This is a genomic window from Pontibacter ruber (assembly GCF_023630205.1).
Classification (GTDB): Bacteria; Bacteroidota; Bacteroidia; order Cytophagales; family Hymenobacteraceae; genus Pontibacter; species Pontibacter ruber.
In genome coordinates this window covers 439854-461830 of record NZ_JALPRR010000003.1, presented here as the reverse complement: position 1 = coordinate 461830, position 21977 = coordinate 439854, and the positions used below count along the sequence as shown (strand labels likewise).

Sequence of the window (21977 nt, the reverse complement as noted above, 5' to 3'; positions counted from 1 at the left end):
ATTATTTAACCGTCACCTTCACGATAATTTCCTGGTAAGTGGAACGGTCACGGCTGGTATACACCCGGTAGCGGAAGGAATCTTCGCCTACATAATCTTTTGGCGGGTAGTATACATAGATGGTGTTCTTGTAGCTGCCGGAATACTCAATGGTCCGGAAAGTGCCTTTCACCGGCTTCTCGATGTAGTTGCCACCATAGCTGTCGTTGAAGCAGATCCTATCATTCTCAAAGATCCGGATCCCTTTGAAGGTGTTTTTAGTTGTTTCCAGCGAATCAGGCGCCAGCAGTGTGGTGCAGGTAGCCGGATCGTAGGGCTTTTCCACAATCATTCGGATCGTTTCCGATTTACAAATTTCGCTCGTGCAAACGGTATAGGTGAAGCTGTCTATCCCGTAAAAGTCGTTGTTGGGTTTGTAGCCCATGGTGCCGGGGCCATCGAACTCCGGTAGCAGCTGCCCATGCTGGGGCTGGCTGTAGGTTACTTTTACCTGCGCTTTTACGCTGTCATTTGCCAACGGATCGAGCCGGTTGATCCAGTCGGAATTGCTGTTGAAAGTATAAATATCATCCGGGTAAAGTGTGAACTCCTGAAAAGACCGCGGGATCACATCCTCTTCGGTTTTATCGCACCCCCACAGCAACAGGATAACGGCCAGCAGTTGCAGGATGCCTATGTTTGATACATGTCTTCTCATACTTTTCAGCTTGCGGTTCTGATGGTAAGACAAGGCGACTTTCAGAAGGGTTGCCCGGTAAAAATAAAATTTCAGACCTGATCAGCAGGAATGTTACAGTTTGCTGTACTGCTTCTATGGCGCATGTCTGTCAAGTTTTGCTCTTCTCTATCACACGCTTTCAAACCTGCAGCTAAAGATATTCTGTAATATAACCGGGCCAGAGGACCGCAACATAGTTCGACACGAGCGAAGACGCACGCGCCAGCACAGTCTGAAGGTATAAAAATAAGTAAATTTATGATTATAATAGCCCGATAAGGGATGGGACTTTCTCAGAATACCCGGGCGCTACTCTAAGGCAAAGGCTGGGTGCAGCAAAAGTATACTTCTGTTGATCTATTTGTGCCACTCTTAAAGAGTGAGCACAATGTTAGTCGCTATTTTACCACTGTAAACACGGTATCGATCTGGTAGCGGTTCAGCACATCCGTAAACTCGTTGCGGAGGGTATCTGTTATACTTTCTCTTTCCTTTCGGTTGCTGAGTTTTACTTTATACTTGTCCTGTTCCCGCACCAATAGCAGATGCTGCTGCCTTTTGTTGCTTTTTAAGGCCAGCGAGTCTTCCTGGATCTGCTCTATGCGGCGCTCGTTGTTACCGAACAAAATATTGAGCACGTTCACATCCATGCTCAGGTTCGCATTTCCTTTCATGGTATAGGACCCTCTTAAGTCGAAGGAAGACAGGTTATTGTTCAGACTGAAACCGGGCGTTAAGAACTTGTTTTTGTACAGCACAAAATCGGCATTCACATCCTCAAAGTACAGGTGCTCGGTCCGCTCTTTTCTCATAAAGCCGAGCGCTTCCTGTATCGGCATTATGTCCTTTAGCTCCATCCCCCGGAACGTAGCTTTTGTATAGGCAACCGTCCGGTCAAAGCTTGGGGTAAACGTCTGGTCCAGTTTAGTGAAAACAGTCAGGTTGCAGTCGGCTTTGCCTTCTATGTTCCGGCTGCCCAGCACGTCCAATTCCATTTGCTCGGCAAACGCAAATATTTGTTTCAGATCGACATCCTGTACCTGTGCTTTCAGCCTTACCGGCACGGTATCGGTCGGCTCGTTCAGGTCCATGAGGCCGTGCGCGTAGATCATGCCTCCAAAAGCGTCGAGGTACAGCCTGTCCAGCTGCGCCTGCTCCCGGTTCATGCGGGCATTTATAGCCAGGTTGGCGCCCCGCAGGTATTCATACTTCAGTTCACCGGCTTTTATGTATAAGCTTAAGTCGTATGCTTTCTCCTTGAACTTATACTTACCGTCTGCCCTGGCCGGAGTGCTTGCTGTGTCAGGGGGCGGAAGCAGGGTCTTGAGCGCGGCAAAGTTTTGCATAAATGCCTGCAGGTCCAGGAATTTATACTGCATGGCTACATCCAGGTAAGGCTTGGTCAATTTTGATTTGTTCAACTGAAAACCACCGCTGGCTGTAGCCTTACCGCCTTTTGAGGTTGTAAAACGCATGTCACGCATGGTTACGTGGTTGCGGTTTTTGTTTAGCTGCAGCGAGAAGTTCTTCATATCTTCGTTACCGGGCAGATTTACGTTCCTGACATGTACGGAAAGCTGCGCCTTTTGCAGGGGAAGGATGTATGCCAGACCATTTTTCTGCGTAGCTTCAGCAGCTTTGTCGCGGCCGCTGGTATTTGCCAACGCGTTGATCTGCTGCATGCTGGTCAGGTCCAGCGAGTCGAGGTTAGCAGAGAGCTGCAGGTTGGCTGCGTGCAGTTGCCTGCTGTTGTTCGGCACCGAGAGGTTGCCCTTCACTGTGATGCCCTGTGTGGTCAAACCTATATCGGAAAGGGTAAGCCGATTGCCGTTGCTTCTTAAGCGGGCATGCATTTTCCGGATCGTCGCTTTCTCAAGTTCAAGCTGCTCACACTGCAGGCGCATGTTGAGGCGCAGGAAAGCCGGAAGTATACTGTTATCTGTTTTTACTGTACTGGCCACAGCCTTCTTCTGCCTGCCTGCCTCAGCACCCGCTTCCAGCTTTATCCAGGCGGTATTTACCTGCTTCAGCCGGACCGCTCCATCTACAGTTATCGTAGGGCTTTGCCCCAACAGATAGTTCATGACATCTTTCACAGAGCCAGTTACCGAGAAAGGCTCCCCTCCTACTTTACCGCTAAATTGCGGCAAGCGCAGTTCGTTGCCCGTCAGCACGGCTTTCCCGTTTACTTCTGTGCAGGCAACGGTCAGGTTTGCCGGCCGGAAAGCCACGTTTTGCAGGCTGATGGCGCCTTTCCATTGCAGGTCCTGCTCTTTCTTCCGGCCATCGTTGGCATGCAGGTTCCCTTTGATGGCGATATTACCGGCAAGTGTGCCCTTAGGCAATGCAATGTAAGTGGGCGGCAACACCTGCGCCAGGCTGTCCAGGGTATAGCTTCCGCTGAGGTGAGCGTCTACAAACGGTTCGGTGAAGTTGGTGATCGTTGCTTTTAGTTGTACACTGTCGGTACCGGAGCGGGCAGACAGGTTGTGCAGCGTAAACGAGCTCGACTCAGGCGAATGCTCAGGTCCGTTGTCGAGCTGCCCTGCAATTTGTATATGCGACAAGGTAATGCGGCTTGTAGGCCAGTGCAACTTGCCATCCTGCAGGGCAAAGTATAACCTGGATCTGGGGCGCTGCATCGGGCTGGAGTTCCCGGCAATGTGGTAGTGTAATTTTACGCGGCCCTCGCTCTTCACCCGCTTCAGCAACGGGATAGACCGCACGGATTCCATCTGGTTCAGCAAGAAGAAAAACGGCTGGTCCCCCTGGAAGTGAAGGTCCAGTTCGGCACCCGGACCTGTGGTTGGCTTTTGGTGCGTGCCCGAGATCAAAACTTCGTTCCCGTTCAGTATCGCCTTGCTGTTCTGTATCCTGCCCAGCTTTTTCTTCAGATCATAAGTATAAAAGGCATCAGCCGTAAACTTCTTGTCCTGAAACAGGCGCAGCTCTCTGCTGGCAATGTAGTCGATCTTTCCGTTCAGCTTGCCTTTTAGATTCAACGCATTGTTTCGCACCTCCAAAGCCAGGTCAGAGTTGAGCAGTTGTATGGAAAACGCACCTTTTTTGTAGTGATTTTCGCTAAGGATGCGGGCGTTCCGAATTCTGACGTGCGGAATATGGAGCGATACATCGCCGGAAGCATCGGTTGCACTTTCGCGCTCCCTGAAAGAAAGGCCGATCTTTTTCCCGGTAGAATCTACCTGCTGATGGAACACCAGCCCGTCGAGGTATACTTTACTTACCCGTACAACTCCAAACGGCCACTGCAACACCGAAACAAGTGCTTCCGCATGTTTTATTCGCAGCACCTCTATGGACCTGTTGTTACTGGTATCTACTAAAGCAACATCATCAATGGAAAAAGTAAGATAGGGAAAATTCCTCCAACTCGAGATCTCCATCTGGAAAGGTGCCAGGACCATGTCGGAACTGCTTTCGAACTTTTGGCGCAGCAAAGCGGGCGCTTTCTCCTGGTAGAGCATGGGCAGCATCAGCAGGACCACCAGTACCAACGAAAGTACGAGCCCTACAACTATCAGGGAAAACTTTATAAACCGGTGAAATTTCATACAATTCTACAAAAGCCTATCCGACAAGTATATTTCCAGATGACCCTCCTATTAACTCTCTTTTCTTAATAAAGTTGGAGTGCCGTTTTTCACCTGAATAAAAATGATTTACATAGGTTTAGACTATATTCAGGATGATGCAGCAACGGGCTCTTCCTGAAGCTTTTTTGTAACAGATAAAGCATAGCTTTTTACGTTATCAGCGGCAATTTTGCCTACCGGCACAGCACACTTTCTTAACCCTAACGCTGCTTTCCTCCGTACAACTTACTTACCCCGGCGAAATCCGGCGGCTGAATATGATTTGTTTTATAAAAGAGAAGGAGAAAAGCGATGAGCAGTAATAACAGAAATATCTCAGGAGATAATAACTCAAGAAAAGGCCAGAATGTAAGCGGACAGGGCGGATCACAGTCGGGTCCTGTGGCAGGTGGCGCGGACAACACGCGTGGCGAGAACAAGCCAAGCCGGGAAGGCAGCAGTGGCGGTGCCAAAGCTGGTAAAAATACACCTAACCAGAACAGCCCGCAAGGCTCACATGCCAACCCATCTGATAACCGTGGGGCTGATAGCTCTGATAAGGAGTTCCGCAACAACCAACCGAACGCCAGCACACTGAAAGGCCATAAAAACAAGGAAGGCCTCGGCAACGAGAAAGAGTAAGATTATACGTTAATATTAACATAAAACCAGAAGCCCCGGCATATGCCGGGGCTTCTGGTTTTATACTTGTTGCCAGCCGTTTATTTCAGCTCATCGAGCACTTTGTACATCTTCTGCACCAGTTCCGAAGCCGAACCGTTGTAGTTGTTCACCAGGAAAGAAAAAACATACTCTTTTCCGTCTTTGCCTTTGTGGTAGCCGCAATAGCCCTTCACGCCCCTGATCGTTCCGCTCTTCATTTTCATGCCATTGTATACCGGTAGCGAAGTATAAAAACCTTGGTACCAGTCCTGCTTACGGGCATGCTGCAGCAGTTGCACCTGTGCGTGGGTCGTAACGCGGTTCAGCGGCGAGAGGCCAGAGCCATCGACCATGGCCAGTTCGGTTTTGGCGATACCCTGTTTCTGCCAGAAATCCCGGATCAGCTCCAGGCCTTTATCCGAATCGCTGCTCCCCTGTTTCTGATATGCGATTGTTTTCAGCAAGGCCTCGCCATACAGGTTGATGCTTTTCCGGTTAAACCAGTACACGATGCTGTCGAGCGGAGGCGACGAAACGGTGTGGAACAAAGTATACTGCTCAGACGGCTGCTTCTTGACATGCTGCAACACGGGTTGCTGCGGCAGCTGTATACCAAGAGTTTTTAAGGTATCAGACAGGGTGCTGACAAACTGGGTGGCAGCTGAAGGCATGGAGCCAGATATTTTAAAACTGTTTTCGTTGACAGGGATGGTACCACGTATAGTAGCAGCGGAGGCGCTCAACGGGAAATAAATATAGGCGTTATCGCCGGTGCCGGCGGCGGCTGACGTAAGCTCCGACCGCAGCCCATAGCCATTGAGCCGTGGCACAGTCTTCACGACTTTCACCGGGTCGCCTAAAGATTTGCCTGACTGTAAAATCACATCGTATTGGTTTTCCCGCCAGTTCAGTTTGGCAGGACCTGCCCCGTAGTAATTGGCAATATCCTGCCACATCCAGCCATCCGGAACAGTCTCTTCATTCCAGCCTTCATTGGATACATACACGCCTTCGAACGTACGAAAACCTGTTTTCCGGATTGCCTGCGTTAGCTTACTTAGAACAACGGCTTCCCTGGTTTCGGGCCAGCGCCAGCTGCCAAAGGTGGGGTCGCCGCTTGGCAAAATAAACAGGCTTGCCTTTCCTTTTCCTTGCTCTTTGCGGTAGGCAAATTTGGTCTCGTAGCGGAAGTTCTTGCCCAGCAATTCGTAAGCACTGATGCTGGTAATTACTTTCATGGTAGAAGCCGGTGCCAGCCCCACCTGCCCATTTTTATGGAACACGACCTGCCCTGTTTGTGCATCGGCTACATACAAAGAGGCAATGGCATTCCGCAGCTGCGGGTCCTGCTCAAACTTTGCAAAAGCAGCAGTAAGCTTTGCAGGCACAGCCTGTGACCAGGCGATAGTATGAAACAGGGTGCATACTACCAACAGAAATAAAACTTTAGAGATCGGAATTTTCATAGCCAAAAAGTACGCAATTCTGCGGCTATACCCAATGCCTTAAAGTATAAAAGTAGAACTATACTCTCTTCAGGAGATCCGGCAGGCCAGAAAAAAAGCAGCCGCTTATTCCGAAGAACAAGCGGCTGCTTTTTTCAAAGTATAAAGTATAATCGCTTACCTGTTACGGTTCGGATCGCGGTTAGGATTGAAGAGGCCTAGCGGACGATTGCGCTCGTTGTTGCGGCCTTGGTTTTGTGATCGGTAGTCGCTGCGGCTTTCATTTCTATGTTCACGATTCTCATTTCGGGAGTTGCGGTCCTGGTAATCGCCGTAGTTACTGTAGGCACTGCGTTCGCGATCCATGTCGCGGTTATCGTAACCGGTTGAGCCGTAGCCGGTGCCGCTGTAGTTTCGGAAACCGCGATCGTAGCCAGTACTTTCGCGGCCTGTGGCGCCATAGTCTGGTTTGAAACGTTCGTCGTAGCCAGCGCCGCGGTAACCTGTGTTTCTGTCGTCGCTCATGTAGCCACTGTACTCGTTGCCGCCGAAGCTGCCATAGTTGCGGCTGCTGTAGTCGTTGTAGTCGCCGTAGCCACGCTGTACATCGCCGGAACGGTTTCTGTCGGAGTCACGGTTGCGCGGGCCTTGCTCGCCGTGCATACCATAGTATGAGTTACCGTAAGCAGACCCACCACCGGATGTACTTCCTCCCTCTCCGTAGCGGGTACCCTGGCTGTAATCGCCATAAGCGCGGGCATCGTGGCTTACACGGCCATAGTTACTGCCCTGTCCATAGTTACCCTGGTAATTTCTATAGTTGGCTCTGTCTCTGCTCTCCGGCTCGTGGCGGGAGAGGCTGTTCACGTTACCTGTGCGCGGGTTGCCGTGCTCGTCGAAGTCAGCGTAATGGTTTTTGCGGGGGCGATCGTTATTCTCAAAGTTTCTGTTCATAGCTTTCACTTTTAGGTTTGAAATCACTCCCCTTAATAACGCAGCAAGCCCGCGCATGTTCGTTTACTTTATACTTTCAAAAAGTATAAAACATCTTATCAGTAGCGGCTAAAGCTTGTGCAGCTGAAAATACCCGAGGTGCATTTCATCTTCCACGTCCGTGTTGCTAGCAGTGACCTGCAGACTGTACTGCTGCTTCACAGCTTCCGGCAGAATGTCCTTAACCTGGAATAGCTCGTCCACATCCACCCCAAACTTATCATCGATGTGCGAGGTGGCACCTTTAAAACCAGTGTGCTTGTAAAAAGCCGTTTCCCTCGCCTGCTTTATGGCGCCTGCCTGATCGCCGGCAACGGCCAGCATCTTGTAGTGAAATTCGTCAAACTCGCCGGGCTTGTACCCGCCCAGGTTCAGGAAGAATAGTTTGTCGGTTGCTTCTTCTGCAGTTGCTTCCCCCTCTTTAGGCACAACCGTAATGCGGTACCCATTTACCTGCGTTACCTCACGCCAGGCATCCACGTGGATGTTGCCTTTTGCCTCAGGCCAAAAAGCCTTTATCTCCGGCACCAGGTCTTTTATCGTATTTCCGACGCTGAAGAACATGTCGTGTTGCTCGGTGTTGCGCCCTTCCGGCCGGCAGCCCAGCATCAGCATAAAGAGTTTAGGTTGTGGCATTGTGTTATTTTGTTTGATCAGTTTGAATAAAGTTTATACTTTTTTTCCTACCCTTGAGAGCTGCGCTCGCTAGCTCAAAGCTCTCGTTTTGGCTAGTCTACGGGAGGGTATTTTCTGCCTTTGCTTTTGCTGAGGTTATACTTTCATAGTTGCTGTTCATGGCGCGAGCGTCCTCGCTCGTGACTGGCTATCATGTGGGCCTCTGGCCCAGTCGGGTCAGAGACTCAACCTCATTATTTATTCACGAATCAGGAGAATAGCGCCAAGGACCTTCCAACCCCTACCGGTATGCAATGATCGAGTTAAACGATACCTTGCGCATGGGCTGCCGCGATACCGGGTTGATGGCTTCCACTACGCCTTCTTTTTTGAGGTGCTCGAATGCTTCAATGTAATTACCACGGATGTAATTGGTGCCGATGTTGTGGTGCCGGTAAATGCTGTCCAGCGACAGGTTGTGGTAGTAGTTAGGTTTGCTAGCTAAATCAGCGATCAGGTTTTTGATGGAGTAACGGTACTGTTCCTGGAAAAGCGAGAGCTGGTGCTTGATGTTGGCTCCGAACAGCGGCACGCCGTCTTCCTGGTAATCGCTGTACATGAGCAGGAGCTCTTTCATTTTCATGTAAGCTGTATCTGTTTTAGACACAAAGAAGAGGTAATGGCTGGTCTGGTTCTTCTTCGGCAAACTGATCTTGAAACGGAAGGTCTTATACTCCCGCTCCCGGAAAATATCTTCAAAACTGTCCACCATAAAGTCTTCGCGCTGCTGAGCGTTCTGGTAGCGCTCGAAAAATTCTTTGATCTTGGTTAGCCGCTCCGCCCCGAAAATATCGGTCACCACGTCGCCTTCGGTAGCGCTTACTACGGCTTCGCGCAGCTTGGCCGGCGTAAAGAGCATGAACACATCCAGCCCCCAGCGTCTGATGGACTGCAGGAGCAACTGCTGCGAAAACGCGTAGCCGAACGGGTCGAGGTACAGCAGCGTGGGCGTGTCGTTGCCAAGCAGCCTGGCCAGCAAACTGAAATTGGCTTCTTCGTGCAGCATCACCGGCTTGTGCACCAGGTTCTCGTAATAGGGAAGGCTTTCCAGGTTTTGCTTCAGCTTGGCGGCAACGGCCTTCTTCTCGTCGTTAAAAAAAGTCCTGACGATCTTGTTGAGGTTGAATTTATCGGTAGCCCCGAAAATGCTGTTGAGGATCTTGACAGGTGTGGCCGGCTTGCCGTCTTCTGCTTTTCCTTCGCCGGCATACAGGTCGATAAAAGCCAGTACAGGATTGGAGATGTAGCGCTGCCCCTGCAAAGTGGTGCTGCTCCAGGCCTTGAAATACTCGTTCAGCAGCTCCGACTTAATCTCGGAAGTGCTGCGCTGTTCTTTAAAAAAATCGTTCGTATCGACAGTAGACATGCTTTATACTCAAACTATAGCTGTACGCTGCCCCTGTTTTATACTTTGCCTGCAACTACTCCAAAAGCTGACAGTCTTGTATAGAGGCATTTTCAGATAAGAGACAAAGTTACGAGTGAATTTTAAAGAGAAGGCAAATAAAATTAAGCGTAATTTTGCAGCACGCTCATCTGCTTCAGGCAGCACTTTTAAGTATAACCTATAGAGCTACAAAGTATACATCAGCATATGAAATTAACAGGCAACATACTCAACATCAAGAACAAGAGAGACAGCAAAAATGCAGGCATCGAGCTGCTGATAGACCGGGTAGAGTATGTTACCCACAAAAAAGACGGCAAGTACTACCAGCCCTTCAACCTGATCGTGGATCTGGAGGAGCCAGTTGTCATCACCGGCGATCAGCTGGCCCGCATGGATACCAAGCACCTGGAAGAAGGTGAATACGACTTCCAGGTGTATGATAAAGTAGAGGATGACTACGTGCTGAATGAAAATAAATTCCTGTCGGTGCTGATGATGTATGACGAGGAAGAACAGCAGTCTATCTTATCTTCTGTGGAATATACGGTTACCGTCTCGAACGACGAGTACAAAGATCTTAAAGCTCAGTACAACAAAGAGAAGAAAGCCAAGAAGGGTAAAAAGTAAAAGCTATACTTACGAAGCAAATACTTCCTCCGGGTTCCGGAAGGCTTTAAATTCCAGCGGGTTGCCGCTCAGGTCCAGGGTGAACATAGTGCGTTGCTCTCCTACCTGCCCTTCGTAGCGGGTGTAAGGTTTTACCACAAATTTCACCTCATGCTGCGTCAGTTTTTCCTGCAGCTGGTCGAACTGCTCCAGCGTTAAAATACAGCCGAAATGCGGCACCGGCACGCTGATGCCGTCTACTTTTCCGCAGTAGTCCAGCTCGGGAATGTTGGCACTTACGTGGGCAGAAAGCTGGTGCCCGAAAAAGTCGAAGTCGATCCAGTGCTCGGTGCTGCGGCCCTCCTGGCAACCTAGGATGTCTACATAAAACCTGCGGGTCGATTCGATGTCCTTTACTTTGAAAGCGTAGTGAAATGCATTCATATTTTAGTATCCTTTGGTTCGTGAAACTACATTAATCAGCGGCTTGTGCTGCTGCAGCCGCTCATAGTTTTCCAGTATCTGCAATACAGCAGAATCCGGATCGGTAGTGCTGGCAATATGCGGCGTGATGTTGACCTTGGGATGCGACCAGAACGGGTGGTTCTCCGGCAAAGGCTCCTCCCGGAAAACATCCAGGCTCGCTCCCGACAAATGCCCCTTGTCGATCATTTCGATCAGATCTGCCTCCACCAGGTGCTCGCCCCGGGCTACGTTTATCACAAATGCATTTTGCGGCAGCTTTTCAAAAAGGTTTTTATTCAGAATATTGGCTGTTTCTTTGGTGAGCGGGAGCAGGCAGACCAGGATGTCGGCTGTGGCAAGGAACGTATCCAACTGCTCAGCGCCCGTGTACACGGTTACGTTATCGAGCTCCTTACCCGTTCGTGCCCAGCCGTTCACGTTAAAGCCTAGATTCACCAGCTGACTGGCAGTGTGGCTTCCTAGTACGCCAAGTCCCATGATACCTACCGTCACGTCTTCTGTGCGAAGGTAGCGTTTTGGCTTCCAGGTATGGGTACTTTCCAGCGCTTTGTAGTGCGACAGATCCCGCATATGGTTTAGCACCAGCGCCAGCACAAAAGTGGCCATATCGCGGGTAAGGTTCTCATCTATGATGCGGGTGATCTGCACCTGCTCGGGCAGGTCAGGATCGCGCAGGATATGGTCTACCCCGGCGCCGGTAGAGGCAATGCACTTGAGGTTGGGGAATTGCTTGAAAGCACCCAAAGGATGGTTCCAGGACAGCGCAAACTCAATATCTTCCGGGGCACCCACCTCCGGATAAACCCGCACATCCAGATCCGGCTTTTTCTCTTTCAGGGCCTGCACCCAATGGCTGATATACCTGCCCTGGTTAACGATAAGAAATGACATAGTAAAACGGTAGTATCAGCAGCAATTTATACTTTATAATGGAACAAAGAAATTTTCGCTGTTGAAACAATATGATCGCTGTAGCAACAGATTTATACTTCGCTAAAGGACTGGTGTTTATAGTTGGGGAAAATCAAGAGGGAGGTAAAAAGACAGCCTGAGCAGCAAGCAAAGGCATAAAAAGAGCCTGCCCTAAGTATAACTTAAGGCAGGCCTTTCACTTTTGTGAATCGATCAAACATAGAAGCTAGCTTCTAAAAGCTTCTACAAGCTTTATTCAGGTTTGCACCCTGTCAGAGCGATAACAAAAAATGTGTATCTGATTATACGACAGCAAATTACTATTGTTTTGATTTGTCTGAAGTATTAGCATTTCCTCCGGTAGTGGAACTTCCTCCAGAAGAAGAAGAAGTATAAGCACCACTTTCCTGTCTGCCCAAGTAGATGGCATAACCGATAAGGCCTGCAGCAGCAGCAAAAAGGATGTATTGTTTTTCTCTAACAGAAAGGCCTTGATAGAACTCCATTCCTTTTTTTGCAGGATCGTTGATGATGTCAGCAAGACTTGTGGGATTCTGTACCAGGCCCAGCAGTGATGTATTTTCCATGATGTTGTCGCTTTTTTTATTTTTCCTACTAGATACGTCAGGCCCTGCAGATAAGATATAGAAGTTTTGCTACAGATTAACCGCATCAGCCTGCAGGCTGCCTATTATACTTTGTTTGTGCGCTATCCTGGAAGCGCGGCCGCTGTTTTAGAGCCTTAGGAAGAACCTTCGTCAAAATTTAACTAATCTTGCAGAATTCTTGTTAAGAGAGGATGTTGGTACAGGCAGGACGCCGTATCAACCTATTTATACTTTAAAACCAGATTTATGGAGAGCCTCAGCTCAAAAGCCTATAAAAAAGAATTTGTCAGCACCTTCGATGGCGACGACAGCGGTGACCTGAAGCCGCGCCAGACGCCGGGCGTGTTGTACAGCAAAGCCATTCCTACGCCGGTAGAAAAAGTAACGCTGCTGGCCTGGTCCGAAGAACTGGCCCGGAAACTAGGCGTGCAGAAACCAACTGAGCAGAAGGAGATCGACATACTGGGCGGTAACCGCGTTACCGACACCATGTACCCGTACGCAGCCTGCTATGCCGGGCATCAGTTCGGCCACTGGGCGGGGCAGCTGGGCGATGGCCGCGCCATTACTTTAGGCGAGTGGGAAGCTGCCAACAGTGAAACCTGGGAACTGCAGCTGAAAGGTGCCGGCCCTACTCCCTACTCCCGCCGTGCCGATGGCCGGGCGGTGTTGCGTTCGTCGGTGCGCGAGTACCTGATGAGCGAAGCCATGCACTACCTGGGTGTGCCTACTACACGGGCGCTAAGCCTGGTAGCCACCGGCGAGCCCGTGCTGCGCGATATGTTCTACAACGGCAACGCCGCATACGAGCCCGGTGCGATCGTGATGCGCGTGGCGCCGAGTTTCCTGCGCTTCGGTAACTTCGAGCTGCTGAATGCCCGCAAAGAAACAGACAACCTGCGCAAGGTCGTAGACTGGACCATCGAGCGCTACTACCCGCACATCCAGGGCGAAAACAAAGTGCTGGACTGGTTCGCAGAGGTAGTGGAGCGTACCGCCAGCCTGATGGTGGAGTGGCAGCGCGTGGGCTTTGTACACGGCGTAATGAACACCGACAACATGTCTATACTTGGCCTGACGATCGACTACGGCCCTTACTCTTTTGTAGACGACTACGACCCGAACTTTACGCCCAACACCACCGATTTGCCGGGCAGAAGGTATGCCTTTGGCAAGCAGCCCTCCATTGCCTACTGGAACCTGGGCTGTCTGGCCGGCGCCTTGCTGCCTTTAACACACAAAGACCAATTGGTTGCGGCACTGGAAAGCTTCCAGGAAATCTACTGGACAAAGTACTATACCATGATGGCCAACAAGCTCGGGCTGGATGGGCTGACTACGGAAAAGGATGTGGAGCTGATCACGCAGTTCGAGAAAACGCTTGCGGCTGTCAAGCCCGACATGACGATCTTTTACCAACTGCTCATCGACCTGCCGCTTTACATGGATACGGCACAGGAAGTAGCCGATCATTTTAAAGACGCTTTGTATGATGAGCTGAGCCCGGAGCAAAGCGAGCTGCTGTTCACGTTGATTGCGACTTACCTGGAGCGGCTTAACAAAAACACCATCAAGCGGGCAGAGTCGCAGCAGCGCATGCGGGAAACAAGTCCTCGGTTTATACTTCGCAACTACCTGCTGCACCAGGCCATCGAAGAACTGGAGAAAGGCGAGAACACGTTGTTCCTGAAATTGCAGGAGGCCATGAAAGAGCCCTACTCGGATAAGTTCGACGAGTTCTTCCAGACAAGGCCGGAGTGGGCGAGCCAGAAGGCTGGCTGCTCAATGCTGTCCTGCAGTTCGTAAGCTTAACAAACTGCTCTAAAAAGTATGGCCCTGCCTTCGATCGAAGGCAGGGCCATACTTTTTATACTTATCTGTACTGCAGCGCCTACGGCACGATCACAATTTTACCTGTGGTATGCTGCGTCTGGATCTGCTTCATCGCCTCCACTGTTTCGTCCAAAGTATAAGTCTGGCTTACGTGCACGCGCAGTTTGCCAGCGTCGGCCAGTTCCCGCAGGTGGTCCAGTTGGCTTGAGTTGGGCTCTACAAACACGTAAGTGAAATTTATACTTTTATCCAGGTCCTGGCCCTGGTTAAGGATGGAAACCAGCTTGCCGGATGGCTTCAGCGCCTGCAAACTCTGCTGCAATGTTTCGCCGCTCGCGCAGTCGAAGATCAGGTCCACACCTTCCGGCACGATAGCCTGTACCGCTTCGCCTACGTGGTTGTTCTTGTAGTCTACCGTATGGTCAGCACCGAGCTCTTGCATAAACGCGTGGTTTTTGCTGCTGGCTACGCCTATCACACAGGCACCTTTCGCTTTTGCCAGCTGTATGCCTAAGCTTCCCACGCCACCCGACGCACCCAGTATCAGCACCGTCTGGTTCTGCTGCAGGTTGCCCGCGTCAAACAACGATTGGTACGCCGTTAGGCCCACCAGCGGAATACCGGCTGCCTCCTCCCAGCTTATACTTTTGGGCCTGATAGAAATGTAGCTTTCAGGTATAACGATGTATTCGGCAAAGGTACCGTACTGCACCACCGGCCGCCGCGCGTAGGCGTATACTTCTTCGCCCACCGCAAACCTTCGGGCGCTGAAGCCCCTGTCTTCTATCACACCGGCCACATCCCAACCCGGAATGACCGGAAATTGTGTAGGCAGGAAATCTTTCAGGTAGCCTTCCCGCACGGCATAGTCCACCGGGTTTACACCGGCTGCTTTGATGCGGATCAGCACTTCTCCTTCCTTCAGTTCAGGTATGGCAACGCTGTTTATACTTACTTTCTCCGGGCCACCAAATTCGGTATAGGTAGCCGCTCTCATCTGTTCAGGCATAGGACTATTGTATTACTTGAAATTCAACACATATAGTTCTTACCTTATCGGCGGCAGAAGGGTTTATAAAATCTGATAAACTCCGGTCCCGGAGGAGAAGATCGCCTGCACTACGACCGCTTCCGGTAACTGAGCACAGCCCAACCGTTCAGCACCACGGCAAAACCCAGCATGATCAGCAGCTGCCGGCGGATTTCGTACAGCCCCGCCCCTTTCAGCACCACCAGCCTCATAACGTCTATAAAGTAGGCAACGGGGTTAAGGTGGGTAATGTATTGCGCCCATTCCGGCATGCTGTCGATCGGGGTGTACAGGCCGCTGAGCAGGATAAAGATCATCATCATGAAGAAAGAGATAAGCATGGCCTGCTGCTGTGTGTCGGAGTAAGTGGAGGTGAGCAGCCCCAGCCCTAATACGGCCAGCAGGAAAACAGCTGCAAACACGTAAATCGTAAAAAAGCTGCCCACCGGTACAATGCCATACCCTACCCACGAAATAAACATCCCTACCGTAAGTACCAACAGCCCCAGTATCCAGAACGGGATGAGCTTGCCAAGTATAAAATGGTGCTTCCGGATGGGTGTCACGTTGATCTGCTCCATGGTACCGATTTCCTTCTCCCGCACAATGTTAAGCGACGTCAGGAAAGAACCTACCAGGGTTACCAGTATTACCAGAATGCCCGGCACCATGAAAAGCTTGTAATTCATTTCCGGGTTAAACCAGTTAGAGGAGGTAATCTCAATGTTGGTTTCAGGATTAAAGCGTGGCAACTGTATCCAGTGCAGGCGTACTTCCCGGTTATAATCCTGAATAATGGAGCGCAGGTAGGAACCGCCCAGGTTGGCTTTTACACCGTTTATGGCGTTCAGCGACATAAACAACATGGCTTCGTTCTCCCGCACCAACGTTCTCTCAAAGTCAGCCGGGATCTCCAGGATAAGATCAGCATGATCTAACTCCACTTCACGCATAGCGTCAGCATAGGAAGCGGTATACGAATTCAACCGGAAATAGCCCGAGGAGGTGATCTTCTGCACCAGCTGTCGCGCGTATTCGGAACGGTCGTGGTCTACTACGCTCAGGCGAATGTTCTTCATTTCATAATCGGCAGCGTTTGGTAGTAGGATCAGCTGCAGAATCGGCATGACAAAGATCACCCGAAGTATAGCCCTGTCCCGGAAAATCTGCCGGAACTCTTTCTGAAGTAAAAACAGCAATGTTCTCATGCCAGCCTGATTTTAAACTTGCGGATACTCATGATCAAAAAGAAAACCATCATGCCAAACAGGACAAGCGTTTCCTTCCACACAGCTTCCAGCCCGACGCCCTTTATCATGACAGATCGAACTATGATGTAGTACCATTTGGCAGGCACGATGTTGGAGATAAGTTGCAATACACGGGGCATGTTCTCGATCGGGAACATGAAGCCGCTGAGCATGACGGTAGGCATAAACAAACCCGTAAGCGAGATAAACATAGCTACCTGCTGCGAATCCGTGATGGTAGAAATAAACAGGCCCAGCACCAGCGAGGTTACCGTGAAAAGAATACTTTCGAGCACCAGCAGCACAAGGCTTCCGTTAATAGGCACATCCAGCAGGAACACGCTCAGCAACAGGATGCTGGCAATATTTACCATGGAAAGCAGCAGGTAGGGCACCGCCTTTGCCACTATGATTTTTATTGGCTGTATTGGGGATACAAGCAATACTTCCATCGTACCCATTTCCTTTTCCCGCACAATGGTGATGGCCGTCATCATGGTGCAGACAAGCAGCAGCACCATCGCCATCACACCCGGAACAAAGCTATAAGCGCCTTCCATCTGGGGGTTGTAGAGCATGCGCAGCTCCGTTTTGATGGTATAAGGGAGCCTGCGGCCATCCGTTATCCGGTTCTGATAGTCCTGTATGATGGCAGAAGCATAATTGGTCAGGGTATTGGCCACGTTCGGGTCGGAGGCGTCGGCGATGAGCTGTACCTGGGCTGTGTTGAAGTGCAGCAAGTCGGCGCCAAAGTTCTGCGGCAGGACCACGGCCATTTTTATGTTCCCTAGTTTAAACTCCTCCTCCACCTCCTTGTAAGTATGCAGGCGCTTTTCGACCTCAAAGTACCGGCTGGCTTCCAGTTCGGTAATAAGCGAAGCTGTCGCCGCATCCTTCGACATGTCGAGCACGGCAATCCTGGAGTTTTTTACTTCGTTGGTGAGGGCAAAACCAAAGATAATGATCTGGGCCACCGGCATGCCCAGCAAAATGAGCATCGTACGCGCATCGCGGAAGATGTGGTAGAATTCTTTCCTGACAAAGGATAGGAACTGTTTCATAATAAGGTCTTTAACTTTCCATCAGCCTGGAGTACAAGTATAGCTTACTCTCCTCTTGTGGCTTTCCTTGCCAGCTTCAGGAATACGTTGTCCATACTTTCTGCCTTGAACTGCTGCTTCAGATCCTGTGGCGTGCCCAGGGCATCAATGCGTCCGTCCACCATGATCGAAACGCGGTTGCAGTACTCGGCCTCGTCCATGTAGTGCGTGGTTACAAAGACCGTAATGCCCGACTCTGCCGCCTCGTAGATCATGTTCCAGAACTCACGACGCGTTACGGGGTCTACACCACCGGTGGGCTCATCCAGGAACACGATATCCGGTTCATGAAAAATGGCCACCGAAAAAGCCAGTTTCTGCTTCCAGCCCAGCGGCAGCGACTTTACCTGCTTGTTACTTTCCGCCTGCAGGTGCAGCCGGTCCAACAGTCGCTCTGTGTTTTCCTTTATAAATTGATGGCTCTTGCCATAAATACCTGCAAAGAACCGGATGTTCTCACGCACTGTCAGGTCATTGTAAAGCGAGAACTTCTGGCTCATGTAGCCGATGTTGCGTTTAATCTGCTCCGTTTGCCGGTATACATCAAAGCCCGCCACAGTGGCCTCGCCGTCTGTTGGGATAGAAAGTCCGCAAAGCATGCGGATGGCTGTGGTTTTGCCGGCACCGTTGGCTCCCAGGAAACCGAAGATCTCCCCTTTTCCCACCTCAAAAGAAATCGCATCCACGGCTGTAAAATCTCCGAAGCGTTTGGTAAGTCCTTTTGCAGTGATCACCTTTTCTCTTTCCATCAGGTAGCCGTTTTCATCAGTGCTATAAAACAATCTTCCACGTTTGGCTCAACCTGCTGCAGTTTGGTTTCCGTGTGGCCTTTTTGCTGCAGGTAAGCATACAATCCCTGCTCCGTTGTCTCCGGCTTTAGTACCACATGGTGGTATTCACCAAAAGGATAGGTGTCTAACAGCCCGGGGAATTGCTGCAGGTCTTTGAGCAGGCGGAACATGTTTGCGGCCCTAACAGCCAGTAACGGATGTTCAAAACTGCGGACGATACCTTCGGGCGTATCGATTGACATGATCTCCCCGTTCTGGATCAGCGCCACCCGGTCGCAGAGGCTGGCTTCGTCCATGTAAGGTGTGGAGACAAGTATGGTAATACCCTGCTGTTTCAGGTTCCGTAGCATCTCCCAGAACTCTTTCCGCGACACGGCATCAACCCCAGTAGTAGGCTCGTCCAGAAACAACACAGTAGGCCGGTGAATCAGAGCGCAGCATAGCGCCAGCTTCTGCTTCATACCTCCGGAAAGCTTCCCGGCTCTCCGGTCCTTGAATGGCTCGATCTGCTCGTAGATGTCTTTAATCAATTCATAATGCTCCCTGATGGTGGTGTGGAAAATGGAAGCAAAGAACTTCAGGTTCTCCTCTACCGAGAGGTCCTGGTACAGCGAGAAACGGCCCGGCATATAGCCCACCCGGTGCCGGATAGCCTCGTAGTCCTTTACCACATCAAATCCATCTACCTGTGCCTGCCCTTCATCGGGTAACAGCAGCGTTGTCAGGATGCGGAAGAGCGAGGTCTTGCCAGCCCCGTCCGGGCCGATGATACCAAAAATCTCCCCTGGTGCCACCTCAAACGAGACACCTTTCAGCGCCTGTACTTCTTCTTTTTTGGTGCCATAGGTTTTTACCAGGTTTTGAGCGATCACAGCTGCGTTCATTTCTTTTTCGGCTCTTGTTCCGGTAACATCACCTCGCCATACATGCCTATTTTCAGGTAACCGTCGTTCTTTACCCGCACCTTCATGGCGTATACCAGGTTGGCCCGTTCGTCTTTGGTCTGGATGGTTTTGGGAGTAAACTCCGCTTTATCCGATATCCAGGTGATGGTGCCGGGCAGCTCCCTGTAGCCTTTTCCCTGGTCTATCAGTACTTTTACCCGCTCCCCCAGCCGCACCTGGGGCAACTGGTCGCCGGTAATGTAGGCGCGCAGGTTCAGGTAGGTAAGGTCAGCTATCTTGTAAAGGGCTTTGCCGGCAGCCGTAACTTCTCCCTGCTCCGCATAAGTATCGAGCACGGTGCCGTTGATGGGGTTTGTGATGTTAGCATCCGAAAGCTGATCTTCCAGCTGCGCTACGCGTTTCTGCAAAGGCTTGTGTTCGCTCAGGATGCCCCGGTTCTGGGTAGAGACGTTGGTGCGCTGCACCCGGATCTGTTGCTGCGTTACGAGCATCTGCCCTTTCAGCACCTCAATCTGATCATTGATGTCGTCGAGCTGCTTGCCGGTGGCAGCATCCGCGGCCAGCAGGTTCTGGGTACGCTTCCGCTCCCGCTCCAGGGTTACCATCTGGGTTTTCTGCACGTCCAACTGATCCAGCAGCAGCTTTATCTGCGGCTGTACATCCAGTGTTTTTTCCTGCAGGGCGTCTATACTTGCCTCTACCTGCTCTTTCTGCAAGGTCAGGTTCTCCGAATCAATTATGCCGACCACCTTGCCTGCTGCCAGCCGCTGCCCCTCCTCCACCGTGAAGGAGTCTATTCTGCCGGCAAGCTCCGATGACACAATCACTTCATCGGCCTCGAACGTACCGGATGCGTCGAATTCCGGCCCTTTGTTGCCACAGCCGGAAAGTATAAATCCGGCTAACAGAACATACAGAAACGTTGTGTTATTCTTAAGCATAGCATAATCGGGTTAGTAGCCAAGTACGGTTTTATAGTTGATTTGTGCCTGTAACAGCTGTAATTGGTGCAGGATGAGCTGTTGCCTGGCCTGGTCTTCGGCGTATACTTCGCGCAGGTAGTCGTTAGCCGTGATGACGCCGTTCTCGAGCTGGGAATTGGCAGCAAGTTTTACTTTCTCGCGTAGCGCCACAATTTCCCTGTCCGCCTCCAGCATTTCTTTCAGTTTATCTACCTCGGCCCGCTGCTGCGTCAGCTCGGCATTGGTGTTGAGCAGAAAGGTTTCGCGCTGCACTTCGGTTTGTTGCTGGCTTACATCGATGAGCTTCCGGTCGTTACGGTAAGTATAAAAATTACCAAGCGGCCAACTCACCCGTATGCCGCCTATATACCACCAGTCCGGTGTATTCTGCAGGAAGTTCAGGCCCGGCCTGCCGTAGCCGCTTTCCCCGAACAAGCTGGTTCTAGGCAGGTTGCGGGCATACAGCAGGCGGTTCAGTTGCTCCAACAGCGTCTGCTGACTGGTGTAAAGTTTCAGTTCGGGGCGCTGTATTTCTACATTTCCGTTTATTTCTGCTGCAGCAGGTGTAGCCAGTACAACGCCTTCGCTGAGCGGCTCTCCCAGGAACAGGCCCAGGGTTTGCAGTGTAGCCCTGCGGGAAGCCTGCAACTCTGCCCGGCGTTGTTCATTATTGAGCAGCTCGGCCTGCAGCAAGTATAAATTCGATTTGAAACTGACTCCGTTTTTAACCTGAGCTTCTACTTTTCGAAGGCCTGTTTCCAGGTCCTGCTGTACCAGGTCTACCTGTTTCAGTTGCTCGTCCAGCAAGAGCGTGCCCAGGTATAACTGGTTGATGCGGTCGCGTAGCTTGTGCAGTTCTACTTCCACCCGCTGGTTTTCTACTATGGTATTGAGCTGCTCTACTTTCTTTTGCTGCCTTATCTGGCCGCCATCATAGAGGAGTTGGCTGACATTGGCATTAATCCTGTACTGATCTTTGGCGGGTGCAGGAATTTCTATACTAGGAACATCTACAGGTACTATGGTAACATCTGACTGGTAAGTTGCCTGCCCGACAAGGGTAAATTGCGGCAAAAACCCCTTGCTGAGATTTTCCAGTGAATACTGCTCTGTTTGACGCAGCAACTCAAACTGCTGCGTTACAGGATAGTTCTGCCGGGCTAACTCCTGTGCCTGCTCCAGCGTCAGTGTCTTGTTCTGCTGGGCGTATACCATGCCGGGTAACAGGCCCAAAAACAGCAAGATTACGTTAACTACAAAATTTAACCATCCAGTTAATCCCCGCATAAATTTTTTATTTCTTGATTGCGTTGATGATAAATTTTGGCACTTCGCTTTTGCGGGCCTCCATCATAGCGTTAAACATGTCATCGTTCATACCTGACATGTGCTGCAATAAAGGCTTCCCCAGAAAAGGAAATGCACACATCGATATTATGGTCAAGAAAAGCTCTAAAGGGTGAATAGGCTTTATAGTTCCTCTGGCCACTTCCTGCTGCACCTGCTGTGCAAGTTTATCCAGCCTCAGCCTTTTATTTCCAAGATGGCGCTCCAGGAAGGCACCTTGCTGCTTATTAGTTTCTTCTACGATAAAAAGCGGCAGGTAGGGATTCTCTACCATACGGGAGATGTATTCCTGGCAAAAAGCCCAGATCTTATCAAAAAGCGAGATATCAGACTCGATGATCTGGTTCAGGCGCGGAAGCAGTTGCCCGGAAACCTCCTTGAATATTTCGTCAAACAGCTTTTCTTTACTGCGAAAGTAGTAGTGCAGCAGGGCTTTGTTTATACCCGCTTCGTCGGCAATGTCCTGCATGCGTGCACCGGCCATACCTTTCTCCATAAAGACCTTCGCAGCTGCCGCTAATATTTTCTCTTCTGTTGATTGTTGCATGTTGTTAACCACGGTGTTTAACCATTTGGTTAACAAAATTATAAAACCTTGTTTTAAAAGCAAATGGTAGATGCTACAGAATTCAAATAGTCAAGACGTCTCTTAAAAGAGGGAGTTATTTTA

General features: G+C 50.5%; 20 protein-coding genes. 3 read left to right on the top strand and 17 right to left on the bottom strand.

Features of this window, described 5'->3' with window-relative positions; all coding sequences use genetic code 11:
* Position 1 precedes the first annotated feature (1 nt).
* Together MJ611_RS13785 and MJ611_RS13780 are read right to left on the bottom strand one after the other, a co-directional pair.
* Positions 2-697, bottom strand: coding sequence for an Ig-like domain-containing protein (locus MJ611_RS13785; RefSeq protein WP_250430403.1), 696 nt, complete (start codon positions 695-697; stop codon positions 2-4).
* Positions 698-1116: 419 nt separating this feature from the next.
* Positions 1117-4290 carry an AsmA family protein gene (locus MJ611_RS13780; RefSeq protein ID WP_250430402.1) on the bottom strand — a complete coding sequence of 1058 codons (3174 nt, stop codon included), beginning with the start codon at positions 4288-4290 and terminating at the stop codon, positions 1117-1119.
* A 333-nt stretch (positions 4291-4623) separates the two neighbouring features.
* On the opposite strand from MJ611_RS13780, the gene MJ611_RS13775 reads away from it, so the two are divergent.
* Complete coding sequence (locus tag MJ611_RS13775) at positions 4624-4953, top strand: hypothetical protein (protein WP_250430401.1); 330 nt, start codon at positions 4624-4626, stop codon at positions 4951-4953.
* Positions 4954-5033: 80 nt separating this feature from the next.
* Here the strand turns inward: MJ611_RS13775 and dacB are convergent, their stop codons facing one another.
* The 4 genes from dacB to tcmP form a co-directional block, all read right to left on the bottom strand.
* On the bottom strand, positions 5034-6440 hold the full coding sequence (gene dacB, locus MJ611_RS13770; RefSeq protein WP_250430400.1) for a D-alanyl-D-alanine carboxypeptidase/D-alanyl-D-alanine endopeptidase: 1407 nt from the start codon (positions 6438-6440) through the stop codon (positions 5034-5036).
* Positions 6441-6596: 156 nt separating this feature from the next.
* Positions 6597-7373: a hypothetical protein gene (locus MJ611_RS13765; protein WP_250430399.1), complete on the bottom strand. Its 777-nt coding sequence runs from the start codon at positions 7371-7373 to the stop codon at positions 6597-6599.
* 108 nt (positions 7374-7481) lie between these two features.
* Positions 7482-8048, bottom strand: coding sequence for a DUF1543 domain-containing protein (locus MJ611_RS13760; RefSeq protein WP_250430398.1), 567 nt, complete (start codon positions 8046-8048; stop codon positions 7482-7484).
* A 280-nt stretch (positions 8049-8328) separates the two neighbouring features.
* Positions 8329-9453 carry a three-Cys-motif partner protein TcmP gene (gene tcmP / locus MJ611_RS13755; RefSeq protein ID WP_250430397.1) on the bottom strand — a complete coding sequence of 375 codons (1125 nt, stop codon included), beginning with the start codon at positions 9451-9453 and terminating at the stop codon, positions 8329-8331.
* Between the two features lie 228 nt (positions 9454-9681).
* Here tcmP and MJ611_RS13750 point away from each other — a divergent pair, with 228 nt between their 5' ends.
* Positions 9682-10104 carry a hypothetical protein gene (locus tag MJ611_RS13750; RefSeq protein ID WP_250430396.1) on the top strand — a complete coding sequence of 141 codons (423 nt, stop codon included), beginning with the start codon at positions 9682-9684 and terminating at the stop codon, positions 10102-10104.
* Positions 10105-10113: 9 nt separating this feature from the next.
* Here MJ611_RS13750 and MJ611_RS13745 read toward each other — a convergent pair whose 3' ends face one another.
* The 3 genes from MJ611_RS13745 to MJ611_RS13735 all read right to left on the bottom strand — a co-directional run bounded on the left by MJ611_RS13745 (position 10114) and on the right by MJ611_RS13735 (position 12068).
* Positions 10114-10527 (bottom strand): VOC family protein, encoded by a 414-nt coding sequence (locus MJ611_RS13745; RefSeq protein ID WP_250430395.1) that lies wholly within the window; start codon positions 10525-10527, stop codon positions 10114-10116.
* A gap of 3 nt (positions 10528-10530) precedes the next feature.
* Positions 10531-11460 (bottom strand): 2-hydroxyacid dehydrogenase, encoded by a 930-nt coding sequence (locus tag MJ611_RS13740; RefSeq protein WP_250430394.1) that lies wholly within the window; start codon positions 11458-11460, stop codon positions 10531-10533.
* A gap of 341 nt (positions 11461-11801) precedes the next feature.
* On the bottom strand, positions 11802-12068 hold the full coding sequence (locus MJ611_RS13735) for a hypothetical protein (RefSeq protein WP_250430393.1): 267 nt from the start codon (positions 12066-12068) through the stop codon (positions 11802-11804).
* Positions 12069-12335: 267 nt separating this feature from the next.
* On the opposite strand from MJ611_RS13735, the gene MJ611_RS13730 reads away from it, so the two are divergent.
* Positions 12336-13895, top strand: a complete 1560-nt coding sequence (locus MJ611_RS13730; protein ID WP_250430392.1) for a protein adenylyltransferase SelO — start codon at positions 12336-12338, stop codon at positions 13893-13895.
* A gap of 85 nt (positions 13896-13980) precedes the next feature.
* Here MJ611_RS13730 and MJ611_RS13725 read toward each other — a convergent pair whose 3' ends face one another.
* The 8 genes from MJ611_RS13725 to MJ611_RS13690 form a co-directional block, all read right to left on the bottom strand.
* Entirely contained in the window at positions 13981-14931 is a 951-nt protein-coding gene (locus tag MJ611_RS13725; protein ID WP_250430391.1) for an NADP-dependent oxidoreductase, read from the bottom strand.
* A 110-nt stretch (positions 14932-15041) separates the two neighbouring features.
* On the bottom strand, positions 15042-16160 hold the full coding sequence (locus tag MJ611_RS13720) for an ABC transporter permease (protein ID WP_250430390.1): 1119 nt from the start codon (positions 16158-16160) through the stop codon (positions 15042-15044).
* Positions 16157-17263 carry an ABC transporter permease gene (locus tag MJ611_RS13715; protein WP_250430389.1) on the bottom strand — a complete coding sequence of 369 codons (1107 nt, stop codon included), beginning with the start codon at positions 17261-17263 and terminating at the stop codon, positions 16157-16159. The genes MJ611_RS13720 and MJ611_RS13715 overlap by 4 nt, the downstream gene beginning before the upstream one ends.
* Positions 17264-17307: 44 nt before the next feature.
* Positions 17308-18051 carry an ABC transporter ATP-binding protein gene (locus MJ611_RS13710; RefSeq protein ID WP_250430388.1) on the bottom strand — a complete coding sequence of 248 codons (744 nt, stop codon included), beginning with the start codon at positions 18049-18051 and terminating at the stop codon, positions 17308-17310.
* A complete protein-coding gene (locus MJ611_RS13705) occupies positions 18051-18977 on the bottom strand; it encodes an ABC transporter ATP-binding protein (RefSeq protein WP_250430387.1) in 927 nt (308 codons plus the stop codon). Before MJ611_RS13705 ends, MJ611_RS13710 begins: the two co-directional genes overlap by 1 nt.
* On the bottom strand, positions 18974-19939 hold the full coding sequence (locus tag MJ611_RS13700) for an HlyD family secretion protein (RefSeq protein ID WP_250430386.1): 966 nt from the start codon (positions 19937-19939) through the stop codon (positions 18974-18976). Before MJ611_RS13700 ends, MJ611_RS13705 begins: the two co-directional genes overlap by 4 nt.
* 12 nt (positions 19940-19951) lie before the next feature.
* On the bottom strand, positions 19952-21247 hold the full coding sequence (locus tag MJ611_RS13695; RefSeq protein WP_250430385.1) for a TolC family protein: 1296 nt from the start codon (positions 21245-21247) through the stop codon (positions 19952-19954).
* A 7-nt stretch (positions 21248-21254) separates the two neighbouring features.
* On the bottom strand, positions 21255-21854 hold the full coding sequence (locus tag MJ611_RS13690) for a TetR/AcrR family transcriptional regulator (protein ID WP_250430384.1): 600 nt from the start codon (positions 21852-21854) through the stop codon (positions 21255-21257).
* Positions 21855-21977 lie beyond the last annotated feature (123 nt).